Source organism: Mycobacterium sp. NGS27, from assembly GCF_059813005.1.
Map to the genome: position 1 here is coordinate 702,357 of NZ_JCALDT010000002.1, position 14,231 is coordinate 716,587.

Consider the following 14,231-nt stretch of genomic DNA (forward strand, 5'->3'; position numbering starts at 1 on the left):
CCGCCGAAGTGACAGGCATACTGCCCGTCGGAACGGAGGAATCAATGGGCACCTATGCCATCACCGGGTCGGCTTCCGGGATGGGACGCGAGACCGCCGCGCGCCTTCGGGACAGCGGGCACAAGATCATCGGTGTCGACATCAAGGACGCCGATATCGTCGCCGACCTGTCGACACCCGATGGACGCAAAGCGGCGGCCGACCGCGTCCTGACGGCCTCGGGCAACCGGCTCGACGGTGCCGTGCTCGCGGCCGGCCTGGGTCCGGGCCCCGGTCGCGACCGCATCCGCCAGATCGCTGCGGTCAATTACTTCGGTGTCGTCGAACTGCTCGCCGCCTGGCGCGCCGCGCTGGCCGCCGCCGAACGCGCGAAGGCCGTTGTCGTAGCCAGTAATTCGACGACGACGGTTCCCGCGGTGCCGCGCCGGGCGGTCAGGGCGCTGCTTGCCCACGATGCCGATAGGGCGGTGCGGACCGTGCGGCTGTTGGGTCCTGCGGCGCCGACGATGATGTACGGGGCATCCAAGATCGCGGTCAGCCGTTGGGTGCGGCGACACGCCGTGCTTCCGGAGTGGGCAGGGTCGGGGGTGCGACTGAACGCATTGTCTCCCGGTGCGATCATGACGCCGCTTCTGCAGGAACAGCTGTCGAATCCGAGGCAAGCCAAGGCCGTCCGGTCGTTCCCGGTCCCCCTCGGGGGCTTCGGAGACGCGGGACACATGGCGGACTGGATGTGTTTCATGCTGTCGGACGCCGCCGACTTTCTCTGCGGCAGTGTAGTATTCGTGGACGGCGGTACCGACGCGTATTTCCGCCCCGATGACTGGCCAAAGGCGGTACCGGCACACCGATTGCCGGGTTATCTGCGCCGGTTCAAGGGTTTTCACTAGACGCACTGTTGCGTGCCCTTCGTTGCGTCACGAATGTGCCGTACGCCACAACCGGGCTTTTCGTGACGTTTACCGCGGCGCGGCGCCGCCGTAAATCCGCTGCGGTGCAATTGACTGAGTCGGCGCACATGCCGAAAGAACAAAGGAACACATTGTGGCCACACTTCCGGCCTGGGTCAGCCAGGCTCCCGCCACTTTCGACGTGGTCGCGCCGCTGAAGACGCGCGCCTCCCACGTAGTGCACGCGGTGCTCAGAAGCTCGCGGCGACCGGCGGCCACGGGTCCGCGCCTGATGCCCAAAGGCGTCGAACGCTGCTGACGGGCGCATCGACGTCCCGCCGGGCTTTATCGCCGATGCCCGCCTAATCCGGCGGAACGGCCGACTGCGCCGCCCGATCGCGTTCCCGCCGCCGCGCCCGGGAGGCGCGCAGATTGACGGCGTTACCGCACGTTTTGGCGTCGTGCCAGACCCCGCTGTTGTTTTTCGAACGGTCGTAGAACGTCGATCCGCACCGGTGGTTGTGGCATCGCTTGAGCCGCCGCCAGGTGCCGGCCTGCTGGCTCAGCAGCACCTCGGCCCACAACGCCGACGCCAGCCAGCGCCAGCCGCTGGCGCTGGGTTCCAGCAGCACCTCGCCCGAATCGGACAGCGTGACGGAAGCGGTAATGCCGCCGGCGCCCGGCCCACTCGGCGGTTGGCCGGCCACCAGCTGCTCGACGGTGGCCCGCAAGCCGCGAAGCCTGGCCAGATCCGCATCGCCCAGCTTCGGGGGGTGCAGGGTCACGCCGCGCGCGCACGACCACGCTCGCACCGCGGCGGCGGCCCAGTCGCGGGCGAGGATCGGGTCGGCCAGCAGGTCCGGTCCATACCCGTCGATGGCCCTCGTGTTGAGGAAGTCCTGGACCAGGCCCAGGCCGCCGGGCGCCGCGGCGCACCCGTATCGCTGTGACGCACCCCACGGCGAAGACATACCCAAATATTACTTGCCTATGTCACATGCGGCCAGTACCGTGACGTAAGCAAAACAGTTTTGATTCAGTCAAGGGAGTAGGCACATGGTGAACGTCAAGGGGTCGACGGTGGTTGTCACCGGTGGACAGCGCGGACTCGGCAAGGCCATCGTGGCCGAGTTGTTGGAACGAGGCGCGGCCAAGGTCTACGCCACAGCGCGGGCGCCCAAGCCCAGCCAGGATCCGTGCGTCGTCAGCGTCGAATTGGACGTCACCGAACCGGAATCGGTGGCCACCCTGGCGGCCGCGGCGCCGGACGCCGACATCGTGATCAACAATGCCGGTGTGCTCGGCGCCCGAAGCCTGCTCAGCAGTGACATCGACGAGGTGCGAGCGGTCTTCGAGACGAACTACTTCGGCGCGCTGCGGGTGGCCAAGGCGTTCGCGCCGATACTTGCCGACAACGGCGGCGGGGCGCTGGTCGACATCGCCTCGATCCTGTCCTGGATGCCCGGATCCGGGGGATACGGAGATTCCAAGGCCGCGCTGTGGTCCACGACGAATTCGCTGCGTATCGAACTCGAAAAACAAGGCACCCTGGTTACTTCCGCGCACCTGAGCTTCACCGACACCGAGATGACCTCCGGCTTCGACGCACCCAAGAACGACCCGCGCCAGGTGGCGCGCGCGATCGTCGACGGCATCGAGGGGGACGCCACCGAGGTGCTGGCCGACGACGACACCCGCTACGTCAAGGCGGCGCTGTCCGGGCCGATTGAGGCGCTGCCGCGGATGGGGTGAACCGCCGCTGCGGCCCGGCCCACAGTCACCAACCGGCGGACCCGCCGACGTGTTTGGATAGCGGCATGGAAGAGGAACGCATCGTGAGCGCCACCCGCGTCATCTCGGCCAGCGCGGCTCGCATTTTCGAACTCATCGCCGACCCGGCTCGGCAGCCGAGCTGGGACGGCAACGACAACCTCGCCTCGGCCGCTCCGGGGCAGCGCGTCCACCAAGTCGGTGACGTGTTCACCACGACCCTGACCAATGGCGCGGTGCGCGAAAACCACGTCGTCGAATTCGTCGAATGCAGCAAAATCGCTTGGTGCCCGGCGGAACCCAAGAAGCAGCCGCCCGGCCACCGGTGGCGCTGGGAGGTCAGCCAGATCAACCCCACGCTGACCACCGTGACCCACACGTACGATTGGACGGCGCTCAACGACCCCACCCGCATCGAACGAGCCCGTGCGACGACGCCCGACATGTTGCGCGAGTCGATGGACAAGCTCGCCGTCCTGGCGCAATCGCCGGAATAGGACCGGCCCGCGGCCGTCGGAAAAGCCCGGCGGATCAGCCTTTCTTACCGCGGACCCACTGGAACGTGCCCAGGTTCTTCACCCGTACGCTCGCAAAACCGTTGTCTTCCAAGGCATCGCCGATTTCGTCGTCGTCGAACGCGTGCGCCCCGACATTGGGCAGCAGCTGCCAATAGCGGGCCAGGCGCCCGGCGGTCGGGACCATCACGGCCAGCCTGCCGCCAGGCCGCAGCACCCGCGCGATCTCGGCAAGGGCGGCCGCCGGATCCGGCACCAATTGCAACACCGCGGTCGACACCGCCACGTCAATAGTGCTGTCGCGCAGCGGAAGTCGTTGTGCGTCGGCCTTGATGAAGCCGACCTGCGGCCCGGCCTCGTTGCGCACGGCGCGGGCCAGCATCGGCTCGGAGATATCGACGCCGAGGGCCAGCCCGTTCGGTCCGGCGGCACGCGCCAGCGACGCGGTGACATTGCCCGGACCCGAACCGACGTCCAGCGCGATACCGCCCTGCGGGACGTCCAACCACTCCAGCGGCAGTTGCCACGCGCTGATCCAGCGCCGGGAAAGCGCTTGGGCGTTGTCGTAGAGCATCGATCCGATCGGCGATGCCCAGGCCGCCTGGATGGGGCCGGTGTTCTTCTCGACTGGGCCGTCGTTGCCGGCGCCGAGCAGGTTCAGATAACCGTGGCCCACGTCTGGATCGGCCGGCGGGTCGATCAGCAGGTCCAGCGCTCGCCGCAGAGCGGGAGGCAGCGAGATGTGCACGTCGTTCATGCGTACTCCTTCGATCAAATGCCAAGCCAGACGCCAGAAATCGAATGGAAAGCCGCGTAGCGTCGGCTCCGGTAAGTCCCCGCCCGCAGCCTACGCCGGGGCCGGTGACACTTCGACCGCCGCGATTTGGCGGGTGGGTTACCGGTGGGCGACGGCGTGCTCGCGGACCAGGGCGTATAGCCGCCAGTAACCGGGGACGCCCTTGAGCGCGGTCTCACCGCGGTCGCCGAACCGGTGCCGCGACCCGGTGACGATGTCGCGCAGCGTGGATGACACCAGTACCTCACTGGGCCCCGCGAGCGCCGCCACCCGCGCGCCGATGTGGACGGCCATGCCTGCGACGTCCGCACCGCGCATCTCGACTTCGCCCGCGTGAATGCCGACCCGCACCTCGATGCCCAGAACGCGAACGGCGTCCACGATGGCGTCCGCGCAGGCGATCGCCGCGCTCGGGCTGCTGAACGTCGCGACGAATCCGTCTCCGGCCGTGTTGACTTCGCGTCCGCTGAACCGCTGCAGTTCGTGACGCACGATCGTGTCGTGGTTGTCCAGCAGGTCGCGCCAGCGGTGGTCGCCGAGCATCGCGGCGCGCTCGGTGGAGCCGACGATGTCGGTGAACACGATGGTGGTGAGCAGGCGCTCCGCGTCGGATCCGCCACGCACGCCGGTGATGAACTCCTCGATCTCGTCCAGCATGGGCGCGGTATCGCCGACCCAGTACAGGGTGTCGCCGCCGGGGCACTCGACCAGGCGCGCGCCGGGGATGCGCTCGGCGAGGTAGCGCGCGTGCTCGACGGGGCTGAAGCCGGGATTGTCGCGGTGCAGGATCAGGGTCGGCACGGTGATCCGGGGCAGCCGGTCGCGGACGTCGCCCTGCCTGACCTTGTTGATGAACGCCCGCGCCATGCTGGGTGACGCGGCCCGGTTACCGGCCATGTCCCACCACGAGCGGAATGCGTCGTCGTGCGCGACGCTGGGGGCGATGATGCCGAGCATGTCGAAGCCCTGCTCGACGGCGTCGGGCTCCATCCCGATCGACGTGAAGCGATCGGCGGCGTCGAGCTCAGCGCCGATGGGGTAGTCGGGGCCCCGCAGGGTGCGTGCCGCACCGTTGGCTATGACAAGACTGCTCACTCGGTCGGAGTGGTCGGCCGCGAGAACCACCCCGGCCAGCGTGGTGAAACCCGGGGCGAAGACGGTAGCTCGCTCGCAACCGACCGCGTTCATCACCGCGAGGGCATCCTGCGCCCACGATTCCGGGCCGAGCATGTCCAGCGAGGGAATCCGGGACGACAGGCCGATGCCGCGCTGATCGAAGCGGATCACCCGGCAGAAGGAGGCCAGCCGTCGATGGAACCGATACATCGAGGGCTCGAGGTCGACACAGTCGATCGGGATCAGCGGGCCCGGCAGCATGAGCAGGTCGATCGGGCCATCGCCGAAGACCTGATAGGCGATGTCGATCTCGCCGCAACTGGCGTACCGGGTCCGCGGAGCCGCAGAACTCCCAGCCACGGGTCAAGGCTAGTTCAGGACGCCGACAATGTGAGCGCCGTTAGCGGGCCTGCTCCCGGCTGATGATCGGAACCAGATAGCGGGCGGCGTACTCGCGCACCGCGGCCGGGTCCGAGGTGTCGAGCCGGTCGGTGGGAAAGACGATGATGCCGAGGGCGACGCGAAGCAGGATATCGGCGACGTTGTCCAGGTCCGGCTCGGGTAGGTCGGCCCCGCAACGCCGAAGGGTATGGGCGATTCCGTCGGCGAACTGGCGAATCGGGAAGGCATGCGACCGGGAAAACATGCCGAAGAGTTCGGGTTCGCTGTCGGCGATCCGCGAGTACAGCGGTGAATCCTGGACCAGCCGCACCCCGAGCGCGAAGGCCTCGACCACAGCCTGTTGCGGGTCACAGCCGGCGGTCGCTTGATCCAGGGTGCTGAAGAACAGTCCGGCCTCGCGCCTGACCACCTGGGCGAACAGCTTCTCCTTGGTCGGAAAGCGCCGGTAGATGGTGCTGCGGCTGACCCCGGCCCGGGCGGCGACGTCGTCGATGTTGGCGCGGCGCACCCCGTAGGTCTCGAACACGCTTCGCGCGGTGTCCAGGATGGTGCGGTCGAGATCGGTGGTTTCGTCGAAATTGCGCTCAAGGCTGCGGTTCTGCATGTATCACGACCTTCACGGCAATCTCGCGGTACACAGAATGCTAGCCTTGGAACAAAGATACACTTTTGTGTCGGCGTTCCACGACGCGCCACGCCAGCACAGCGCCGGGCGACAAGGAGGTGGGCATGACCGCCCAGAACGACGGGTGGGCCGCGGCGACCGCCGGCTCGCGTTTCGACACCGGCGTTCGCGAGGCGATGCCCATGCCCGTCGACGACGAGGTCGCCGACGCCGCGACGCGGCTGGGGCCGGACTCGTTGATCTGGAAGTTCTATGGCGACGTCCGGACTCAGTTGTTCGGGTTCCAACGCACCGCCGGGGTGGAGAACTGCATCGAACAGCTCGCCCAGGGCGTGCTGGACCACTCCGTGATCTTCAGCGACACGCTGGGCCGGGCCAAGCGGACCGCGCCGCCCCTGATGAACACCGTCTACTCAGACGAGCCCCACGAATGGGGCCGCAAGGTGCGCGACTTCCACAAGACGATCAAGGGCACGGTCAGCGACGGATCGAGATATCACGCGCTGAACCCGGAGCTGTTCTACTGGGCGCACGCCAGCTTCGTCGACCAGGTCATCTACAACGCCGACACATTCATCCGCCGGCTGTCGCGCGCCGAGAAGGAACAGATCTTCACCGAGGGCAAGCTCTGGTACAGCCTGTACGGCGTCAGCGACCGGGGACAACCGCAGACCTACGACGACTTTCTGGCCTACTGGGACGAGATGCTCGACCGGTTCGTCCCGCACAAGACCGTGCTGTACGGCACCGGCTACATCCGCAAGGGCATACCGGGTCCGCGCCGGATTCCCAAGCCGGTCTGGAAGGTCCTGTCGGCGCCGCTGAACGCCTATACCCGGCTGATCGTGGTCGGAACGCTGCCGCCGCAGATGCGCGAGGTGTGCCAGCTGCAGTGGAATGCCAAGAAGGAGAAGCGTTTCCAGCGCATCGCCGCGGCGATTCGAGCGCTCAACCCGCTGCTCAACCGGCTGCCCGTCCGGGTGCTCTACACGAGCTGGGCCGCCGCGGGGTGGCACCGCGCGGGCGTCGATCCGCGCCGGCTGCACAACCAACCGGCCGCGTAACCGAATCGGGTCGCGTTTTTCGTGACAGCGCGCGGGCGGATAGGGCATCGTGGTTAGCCGGCTCCGCATTGGGGCATTCCGCTCTGTCGGCCGAGTGGCCGGTCGAGCTGGCCGATGGCAGGGCGACCCCGAAGGAGAACCGCGATGCAGATGACGGGCAACACCGTTCTGGTCACCGGCGGCGGCAGCGGCATCGGCCGCGGCCTGGCGGAATCTTTCCACCGATTGGGCAACCAGGTCATCATCGCCGGCCGGCGCAGCAACCACCTACGTGCCGTGGCGGAGGCCAACCCGGGCATTCAGACCCTGTCGCTCGACCAGGGCGACCCCGCCGACATCCGGCGGTTCGCCACCGAGCTGACCGACCACTACCCGGACCTCAACGTGGTGATCAACAACGCCGGGATTCAGCGGGTCGAGGACCTGACCGGCAGCAGCGTCGGCCTGGCCGAGCAGAGCATCGCCATCAATCTGCTGGGCCCCATCCGGCTGACGTCGGCGCTGCTGCCGGCGCTGCTGCGCAAGCGGCACGCCACGATCCTCAACGTGACGTCCGGGTTGGCCTTCATGCCCAGCGCGCTCACCCCGACCTACTGCGCCGCCAAGGCGGCGCTGCACTCCTACACCGAATCGCTGCGGTTCCAGCTGCGGGACACCTCGGTGCAGGTGATCGAGATCATTCCCCCGCACGTGCAGACCGCCCTGCAGGGCGAGCGGGGATTCGATCCCCGGGCGATGCCGCTGGAGGACTACATCACCGAGACGATGACCCTGCTGCAGACCAAGCCGCAGGCCAAGGAGATCGTGGTGGAGCGCGTCAAGATGTTCCGGTTCGCCGAGCGCGACGGCACCTACGACGACATCTATCCCCGTTTCAACGAGACGATCACAGCGATGCTCGGCACGTAGGGGCAGCGCGCTGAACATCGCGTGCACACAGATGAAACTCCCTGTGAAATAAGGCGATACGGTGGCACGCGCGCCTGACCAGACGCCCCGTGTCGTTGGCATACCGGTCCATGATGGGACAGGATCGAGGACATGGCCGATGTCGACTTCTCGCTGTTGGACGTCCCGCGCGCGGCACCGGTCGATGATGCCGACGCCTATTTGCGCGCGGCGATCGCCTGGCATTTCGGCGACGACACCGGTTCGCCGTTCTGGTTGAGGGCCGCCCACACACTGGGCTTCGACCCGCTGACCGACATCAACACCTTCGCCGACCTTCGGCTGTTTCCCAACCTGATCAACGAATTGCGCAGTGTTGCCGTGGAGGACCTCATTCCTCGCGGTTACGCGGCCGAAGGAGCTGCGCCGCCGCTGCCCCAGATTTTCGAATCCGGCGGCACCACCGGAGCCCCGAAACGCACTGTGCAGATGCCGGATTGGGTCGCACAGGTCGTCGAATGGCAAACCGAGGACTTCGCGGCGCGCGGGTTTCGGCGGGGGCAGGGCTTTCTCTGCCTGATGCCGAGTGGGCCGCACGGTGTCGGCTACTTCTCCCGGCTGGTGTCGCAGCGACTGGGCGCGGTTTTTCACGCGATCGACATCGATCCCCGCTGGGTCAAGAAGATCGCCGCCCGCGGCGCCGCCGGCGAGGTGGCGGCCTACGTCGACCACGTCGTCGAACAGGCCGCCTTCGTGTTGCGGACGCAGAATGTCGCGAACCTGCACACCACCCCGCCGCTGCTGGAGGCGATCGCCCGCAACGATCGGATCGTCGACCTGGTCAACGACAAGATCCGTTACCTTTTGCTCAGCGGCGCGCATGTGGACGCCGACACGCTCGACCTGTTGCGCGGCATCTTCCCGAATACGACGGTCGTCATGGCGTTCGGCAGCACCATGGTGCTGTCGCAGGCGGTCACCCGCATCGTCGACGGCGACGCGTTCGTCTTCGACCCCCGCACCCCGTATGTGGTGTTCTGGGTGGTCGATCCCGACACCGGGCAACGCGTGCCGTACGGGCAGCGCGGCCAGGTGGTGATGAACCACGTCAGCAAGGGCATGTTCATCCCGAACAATCTGGAGCGCGACCTGGCGATCAGGATGCCCGGACCCGCGGGCGACCTCAGCGATTCGGTCAGCGAGGTGCGACCGGTGACCACATTTGAGGGCGAGGCCGTCATCGAAGGCGTGTACTGAAGCGTGGCCGTCGAACACGGTTGCCCCGCAACCGATTTGGTGAACCTGGACGCACTCGGCCCGGACGGCGAATATCGAACCCGCAAACGCCAGGTCATCACCACGACCGCGGGAACCCCGGTCGCCGAGATGAGTATGGTTCCGCCGCTCTACGTTTCGCAGACGCTGGGCGCGCAGCGCAACGTCGCACCGCTTCCGGTCGCCCAGCGCGCGGCCGCGCTGGCCCGCGCCGCCGAGATATTTGTCAACGGCGTGATCGCCGGTCTGGATTTCGAGGCCTACGTCGGGTTGGCCGGCCGGATTTCGGGCATGCCGATCGCGATCACCCGGGCCGCGGCGAGCGATGTGGCCGACGCCGTCACCGAAGCTTTCGATGCCGTCCGGCCGGCTCAGCCTTTGGGTGCGGCGCTGGACTGGCGCGAGGAGCGCACCCGCGGGGGCGGTGCGCTGTGGGTGCGCCGGGGCGAGGTGTTCGGCGTGCACGCGGCCGGAAACGGTCCGGGCGTCCACGGGCTGTGGCCCCAGGCGCTGGCGCTGGGCTACCGGGTCGCGGTGCGCCCGTCGCGGCGCGAGCCGCTCACGGCGCATCGGCTGGTGTGCGCGCTGCGCCAGGCGGGCTTTCGCGCCGAGGACGCCGCCTATCTGCCCACCGACCATGCCGGTGCGGACGAACTCATCCGGCGCGCCGACCTCGCGATGGTGTACGGCGGCCAGGAGGTGGTGGACAAGTATGCCGGTGATCCGGCGGTGATCGTGAACGGGCCGGGCCGCAGCAAGATCGCGATCACCGCCGACCGGGACTGGCGCGACTATCTCGACCTCATCGTCGATTCGATCGCCAGTCACGGCGGCATGGCGTGCGTCAACACCACCGCGGTGCTCTACGAAGGCGATCCCACGGCGCTGGCCCGAGCGATCGCCGAACGATTGGCGACGATCGAACCGCTGCCCAGCGACGACGAGCGGGCGAGCCTGCCCACCCAGCCGGTCGAGAAGGCGCGCGCGCTCGCGAACTTCCTGGCGGCCAGAGCCGCTGGGTCAACCCCGCTGCTCGGCGCCGATCAGGTGGTCGCCGACCTCGGCGACGGCTACGCCGTGCTGCGCCCGGCCGTCCATCTGATGACCCAACCCGATGTGGACAAACTCAACCTCGAGCTGCCCTTCCCGTGTGTGTGGGTGTCGGCATGGTCGCGCCAGGCCGGCTGGGCTCCGTTGCGGCATTCGCTGGTCGTCGCCGCGATCACCGGCGACGAGACGCTGATCGACGACCTGGTCGCCGAGCCCACCGTCGGCAACGTCTACTGCGGGCACCATCCGACGTGGTTCCAGGCACCGCAGATTCCGCACGACGGCTTTCTGGCCGACGCCCTGATGCGCAACAAGGGCTTCATCAGGGACTGACCGGCGATGTTATTCGCCGAAGCCGCCGTGCGGCGACGCGACCGGAGCCGGCCCGCCCATACCGAGGTGGCTGGAGGCGAAGGAGACGCCTTTGTCGATCATGGCGCCGTCGTCGGCGTAGGTGTCGTGGGCGGAGAAGTTCATGCCGTCGGAGCAGACGGGGTCTTCGGTGGCGCACACCTTGACGGTCTTGTCTTGGTAGAGCGGGCCGATGACCACGGGGGGTTCGCCCAGGAAGTTCATCGCACGCACGTTGGGCATGCCGAAGAGCACGACCGAGGAAACGTGGCTGGCGACGTCGGGGGACAGCGGTTTGGGCACGGTGTTGGGGTCGATGCCTTCGGGTACGGCGGCGGAGGTGACAAAGCCCATCACGGCCGCGCCCTGGGAGTAGCCGCCGAGCACCATCTTGGTGTTGGGGCAGTCGTGGGCCATCGAATTGACATGGGCGCCTGCGTCTCTGACGCCGTCGATGCCGGTGTCCCATTGGTCGCTGGCGGGGTAGTTGACCGGGTAGACGTCGAAGGAGCGTCCGCCCACGCGCTGGCGCAGGGAGTCGACGAAGGCTTGGCCGGTGGGGCCGACGCCGGGTGCTTCGCCGGTGCCGCGGGCGAACACCACTTGCACGTCCGGACACTGGGCCGAGGCGGAGGGGACGATCGACGTGGACACGGCCGAAACGGCCACGCCCGACGCTGCGAGAACTACTGCTGAACCGAGGAAACGAACGATGTGACGCGCAATCATGCCGCCATTGTGCCCAGCCGACACGCCGCTTAAACACAGGAAACACCGAAATTAACGTGTTCTCATAAAATAACCGCCGCGGATGCGGACGGGCTGAGATCGGTTGTGCGCGGCGCGCATCCGGCGCCGCCGATCGCATCCCCGACGGGCCATCGTCATCGCTGGCCGCCGCCGGAGCCGTCACGGCCGGGCCGGAGCGCGGGCCCACGATGCAATGTGGTCTGCTACTTGTGGTTACGAGCTCGGGGCGCGGTGAAGCAACAGCCGCCCTCGGCAAGCGGCTCGAGTGGATGCGGCGGCGAAGTTGAACGCGATAGCGCAGGCCCTGAACGCGGTCACGGACCGCGTGGCCAACCCGGCGCGGGTGTCGGACCCCGATAAGTTGCGCCGCACCGTCTTCGGCAAGACCGTCTTGGTGACCGGCGCCTCCTACGGCATCGGCGAGGCGACCGCACGCAGCCTGGCCGCCGCCGGGGCGACCGTCCTGGTGGTCGCCCGGTCCGAGGAACGGCTCCGCGACGTCACGTCGTCGATCAACGCCGGCGGGGGCAAAGCGGTCGCCTATCCGGCCGACCTCACCGACGAATCCGCGGTGAGCAGCCTGACCAAACAGATCACCGAGGAGCACGGCCCGCTCGACATCGTGGTGAGCAACGCCGGCAAGTCACTGCGCCGCTCGCTGCATGAGCAGTACGACCGGCCGCACGACTTCCAGCGCACCATCGACATCAACTACCTGGGACCGGTGTGGCTGCTGCTGGGGCTGCTACCGGCCATGCGCGGCAACGGCAGTGGGCACATCGTGAACGTGTCGAGTGTCGCCGTGCGGGTGGCGCCGGGCCCGCAATGGGGTGCCTATCAGGCGTCGAAGGGCGCCTTCGACCGGTGGCTGCGCAGTGTGGCCCCGGAGCTGCACACCGACGGTGTCGATGTGAGCACGGTCTATTTCGCGCTGGTCCGAACCAGGATGATCGCGCCCACCCCACTTTTGGGCCGCCTTCCCGGAATGTCGCCCGACCAAGCCGCCGACGCCATCGCCAAAGCGATCATCGAGCGGCCGCGCACCATCGAACCGCCCTGGGTGCTGCCAGCCGAGCTGGCCTCCGTGCTACTGGCCGGCCCGGCCGACTACGCCGCCCGGCTATGGCACCGCCGGCTCTTCAGCGAGCCCGACAACGACGAGGCCGACGATGACCAATGACCGCGTGGTGACCACCGCCGCCCGGGCCCTGCTGCACTCCGGTCTGCTCAATCCGCCGCCGCCCCTTGCGGGTTTCCGGCTGCTCCGCGAGGCGCGCCGGGGCGGCACGAATCCCTACACGCTGTTGGCTGTGACGACCGCGCGTTGGCCCGACCGGACGGCGATCGTCGACGACGACGGCGCGCTGAGCTATCGGCAGCTGCAGCAGCTGACCGAGTCGCTGGCTCGGCGGTTGTCCGCCGATGGTGTCGCACCCGGACAGGCGGTTGGAGTGATGTGCCGCAACGGACGCCGTTTCGTGGCGGGCGTTTTCGCCGCCGCCCTGCTGGGCGCCGACGTCGTGCCGATGAGCACGGAGTTCCGCAGCGATGCGCTGGCGGCCGCGGTGCAGGCTCACCGCATTTCGATTGTGGTCGTCGACGGCGACGAGTTCGCCGAGCGGGTCCGCGCCGCGGATGAATCGGTTGTCACCGTCGACCCGGCGAGCGTCGGCACCGACGACGGCGCGCCCAGGCCCGACGTGGCCGCACCCGGCCGCATCGTACTGCTGACGTCGGGCACCACCGGGAAACCCAAAGGGGTGCCGCGCACACCGCAGCTGCGCTCGGCGGTGGGTGTGTGGGTGACGATCCTCGATCGCACCCGGTTACGCACAGGCTCACGAGTTTCGGTGGCAATGCCCATGTTTCACGGGCTGGGGCTGGGCATGCTGATGCTGACACTCGCGCTCGGGGGCACCGTTCTGACACGTCGGGAGTTCGACGCCGAAGCCGCGCTGGCCCAGGCGTCGCTGCACCGCGCCGACGCCTTCACCGCGGTGCCCGTCGTACTCGCCCGCATCCTGGACCTGCCCGAGCAGGTGCGGGCGCGAAACCCGCTGCCCTACTTGCGGACCGTGATTTCCAGCGGCGACCGCCTCGACCCCAGCCTGGGTCAGCGATTCATGGACGCCTACGGCGACATCCTCTACAACGGCTACGGCTCCACCGAGGTCGGCATCGGTGCGCTGGCCACGCCGGCGGATCTGCGCGAAGCTCCCGAAACCGTGGGAAGACCCGTCGTGGGGTGCCCTGTGCGCATCTTCAACAAGAACGACAAGCCGGTGGGCCCGCGGGTCACCGGGCGGATCTTCGTCGGCGGCGAATTGACCAGCGAGGGCTATACCGACGGAGCGGCAAAAGCCGTGATCGACGGCATGACCAGCACCGGCGACATGGGCTATCTGGACAACGCGGGCCGGCTGTTCATCGTCGGCCGCGAAGACGACATGATCATCTCCGGCGGCGAGAACGTCTATCCACGTGCGGTGGAGAACGCGCTCGCCCAGCACCCCGCCATCGCCGACAGCGTGGTCATCGGTGTCCCGGACGAACGCTTCGGGCAGCGGTTGGCCGCGTTCGTGGTCGCGCAGTCCGGCGGCGAGATCGATGAGGCGGAGCTGCGCGAGTACCTGAAGGGCCGGGTCTCTCGCTTCGAACAGCCGCGCGACATCAACATCGTCGACAGCATCCCGCGCAACCCCGCCGGCAAGGTGCTGCGCAAAGAACTGCCCCGCTGAC

General features: G+C 68.0%; 15 protein-coding genes. 10 read left to right on the forward strand and 5 right to left on the reverse strand.

All coding sequences use genetic code 11. The annotated features are described in order from the left end of the window. Positions 1–44: 44 nt before the first annotated feature. Both AC5Y30_RS07910 and AC5Y30_RS07915 read left to right on the forward strand, forming a co-directional pair. Positions 45–890, forward strand: a complete 846-nt coding sequence (locus AC5Y30_RS07910; RefSeq protein ID WP_499917512.1) for an SDR family oxidoreductase — start codon at positions 45–47, stop codon at positions 888–890. Between the two features lie 154 nt (positions 891–1,044). Further along, complete coding sequence (locus tag AC5Y30_RS07915) at positions 1,045–1,209, forward strand: hypothetical protein (RefSeq protein ID WP_499917513.1); 165 nt, start codon at positions 1,045–1,047, stop codon at positions 1,207–1,209. Between the two features lie 43 nt (positions 1,210–1,252). Here AC5Y30_RS07915 and AC5Y30_RS07920 read toward each other — a convergent pair whose 3' ends face one another. Continuing rightward, complete coding sequence (locus AC5Y30_RS07920) at positions 1,253–1,861, reverse strand: CGNR zinc finger domain-containing protein (protein ID WP_499917514.1); 609 nt, start codon at positions 1,859–1,861, stop codon at positions 1,253–1,255. Positions 1,862–1,946: 85 nt separating this feature from the next. Between AC5Y30_RS07920 and AC5Y30_RS07925 the strand changes: the two genes are divergently transcribed. Both AC5Y30_RS07925 and AC5Y30_RS07930 read left to right on the forward strand, forming a co-directional pair. After that, the gene (locus AC5Y30_RS07925) at positions 1,947–2,642 is read left to right on the forward strand and encodes an SDR family oxidoreductase (RefSeq protein WP_499917515.1); all 696 of its coding nucleotides are present in this window, start codon (positions 1,947–1,949) and stop codon (positions 2,640–2,642) included. A gap of 65 nt (positions 2,643–2,707) precedes the next feature. Next, on the forward strand, positions 2,708–3,157 hold the full coding sequence (locus tag AC5Y30_RS07930) for an SRPBCC family protein (RefSeq protein WP_499917516.1): 450 nt from the start codon (positions 2,708–2,710) through the stop codon (positions 3,155–3,157). Positions 3,158–3,191: 34 nt separating this feature from the next. Here AC5Y30_RS07930 and AC5Y30_RS07935 read toward each other — a convergent pair whose 3' ends face one another. From AC5Y30_RS07935 to AC5Y30_RS07945, 3 genes are all read right to left on the reverse strand, one after another. Continuing rightward, positions 3,192–3,932: a methyltransferase domain-containing protein gene (locus tag AC5Y30_RS07935; protein WP_499917517.1), complete on the reverse strand. Its 741-nt coding sequence runs from the start codon at positions 3,930–3,932 to the stop codon at positions 3,192–3,194. A 138-nt stretch (positions 3,933–4,070) separates the two neighbouring features. Then, positions 4,071–5,447 carry a bifunctional lipase/adenylate cyclase LipJ gene (lipJ, locus tag AC5Y30_RS07940; protein ID WP_499917518.1) on the reverse strand — a complete coding sequence of 459 codons (1,377 nt, stop codon included), beginning with the start codon at positions 5,445–5,447 and terminating at the stop codon, positions 4,071–4,073. Between the two features lie 40 nt (positions 5,448–5,487). Then, positions 5,488–6,093 carry a TetR/AcrR family transcriptional regulator gene (locus AC5Y30_RS07945; RefSeq protein ID WP_499917519.1) on the reverse strand — a complete coding sequence of 202 codons (606 nt, stop codon included), beginning with the start codon at positions 6,091–6,093 and terminating at the stop codon, positions 5,488–5,490. Positions 6,094–6,218: 125 nt separating this feature from the next. Here AC5Y30_RS07945 and AC5Y30_RS07950 point away from each other — a divergent pair, with 125 nt between their 5' ends. The 4 genes from AC5Y30_RS07950 to AC5Y30_RS07965 all read left to right on the forward strand — a co-directional run bounded on the left by AC5Y30_RS07950 (position 6,219) and on the right by AC5Y30_RS07965 (position 10,724). Beyond that, entirely contained in the window at positions 6,219–7,178 is a 960-nt protein-coding gene (locus tag AC5Y30_RS07950) for an oxygenase MpaB family protein (RefSeq protein ID WP_499917520.1), read from the forward strand. Positions 7,179–7,322: 144 nt separating this feature from the next. Next, positions 7,323–8,087, forward strand: a complete 765-nt coding sequence (locus AC5Y30_RS07955; protein WP_499917521.1) for an SDR family oxidoreductase — start codon at positions 7,323–7,325, stop codon at positions 8,085–8,087. Between the two features lie 132 nt (positions 8,088–8,219). Next, complete coding sequence (locus AC5Y30_RS07960; protein WP_499917522.1) at positions 8,220–9,323, forward strand: phenazine antibiotic biosynthesis protein; 1,104 nt, start codon at positions 8,220–8,222, stop codon at positions 9,321–9,323. A 36-nt stretch (positions 9,324–9,359) separates the two neighbouring features. Beyond that, entirely contained in the window at positions 9,360–10,724 is a 1,365-nt protein-coding gene (locus AC5Y30_RS07965) for an aldehyde dehydrogenase family protein (RefSeq protein ID WP_499917684.1), read from the forward strand. A 9-nt stretch (positions 10,725–10,733) separates the two neighbouring features. Here AC5Y30_RS07965 and AC5Y30_RS07970 read toward each other — a convergent pair whose 3' ends face one another. Continuing rightward, entirely contained in the window at positions 10,734–11,471 is a 738-nt protein-coding gene (locus tag AC5Y30_RS07970) for a cutinase family protein (protein WP_499917523.1), read from the reverse strand. Positions 11,472–11,775: 304 nt separating this feature from the next. On the opposite strand from AC5Y30_RS07970, the gene AC5Y30_RS07975 reads away from it, so the two are divergent. Continuing rightward, complete coding sequence (locus tag AC5Y30_RS07975; RefSeq protein WP_499917685.1) at positions 11,776–12,672, forward strand: SDR family NAD(P)-dependent oxidoreductase; 897 nt, start codon at positions 11,776–11,778, stop codon at positions 12,670–12,672. Beyond that, on the forward strand, positions 12,662–14,230 hold the full coding sequence (locus AC5Y30_RS07980; RefSeq protein WP_499917524.1) for an AMP-binding protein: 1,569 nt from the start codon (positions 12,662–12,664) through the stop codon (positions 14,228–14,230). Before AC5Y30_RS07975 ends, AC5Y30_RS07980 begins: the two co-directional genes overlap by 11 nt. Position 14,231: the final 1 nt, after the last annotated feature.

Coding starts and splice junctions, on each gene's coding strand:
- AC5Y30_RS07925 (WP_499917515.1), top strand. CDS start 1,947: ATGGTGAACGTCAAGGGGTCGACGGTGGTTGTCACCGGTGGACAGCGC.
- AC5Y30_RS07935 (WP_499917517.1), bottom strand. CDS start 3,932: ATGAACGACGTGCACATCTCGCTGCCTCCCGCTCTGCGGCGAGCGCTG.
- AC5Y30_RS07955 (WP_499917521.1), top strand. CDS start 7,323: ATGCAGATGACGGGCAACACCGTTCTGGTCACCGGCGGCGGCAGCGGC.
- AC5Y30_RS07945 (WP_499917519.1), bottom strand. CDS start 6,093: ATGCAGAACCGCAGCCTTGAGCGCAATTTCGACGAAACCACCGATCTC.
- AC5Y30_RS07930 (WP_499917516.1), top strand. CDS start 2,708: ATGGAAGAGGAACGCATCGTGAGCGCCACCCGCGTCATCTCGGCCAGC.
- AC5Y30_RS07980 (WP_499917524.1), top strand. CDS start 12,662: ATGACCAATGACCGCGTGGTGACCACCGCCGCCCGGGCCCTGCTGCAC.
- AC5Y30_RS07960 (WP_499917522.1), top strand. CDS start 8,220: ATGGCCGATGTCGACTTCTCGCTGTTGGACGTCCCGCGCGCGGCACCG.
- AC5Y30_RS07970 (WP_499917523.1), bottom strand. CDS start 11,471: ATGATTGCGCGTCACATCGTTCGTTTCCTCGGTTCAGCAGTAGTTCTC.
- AC5Y30_RS07950 (WP_499917520.1), top strand. CDS start 6,219: ATGACCGCCCAGAACGACGGGTGGGCCGCGGCGACCGCCGGCTCGCGT.
- AC5Y30_RS07910 (WP_499917512.1), top strand. CDS start 45: ATGGGCACCTATGCCATCACCGGGTCGGCTTCCGGGATGGGACGCGAG.
- AC5Y30_RS07920 (WP_499917514.1), bottom strand. CDS start 1,861: ATGTCTTCGCCGTGGGGTGCGTCACAGCGATACGGGTGCGCCGCGGCG.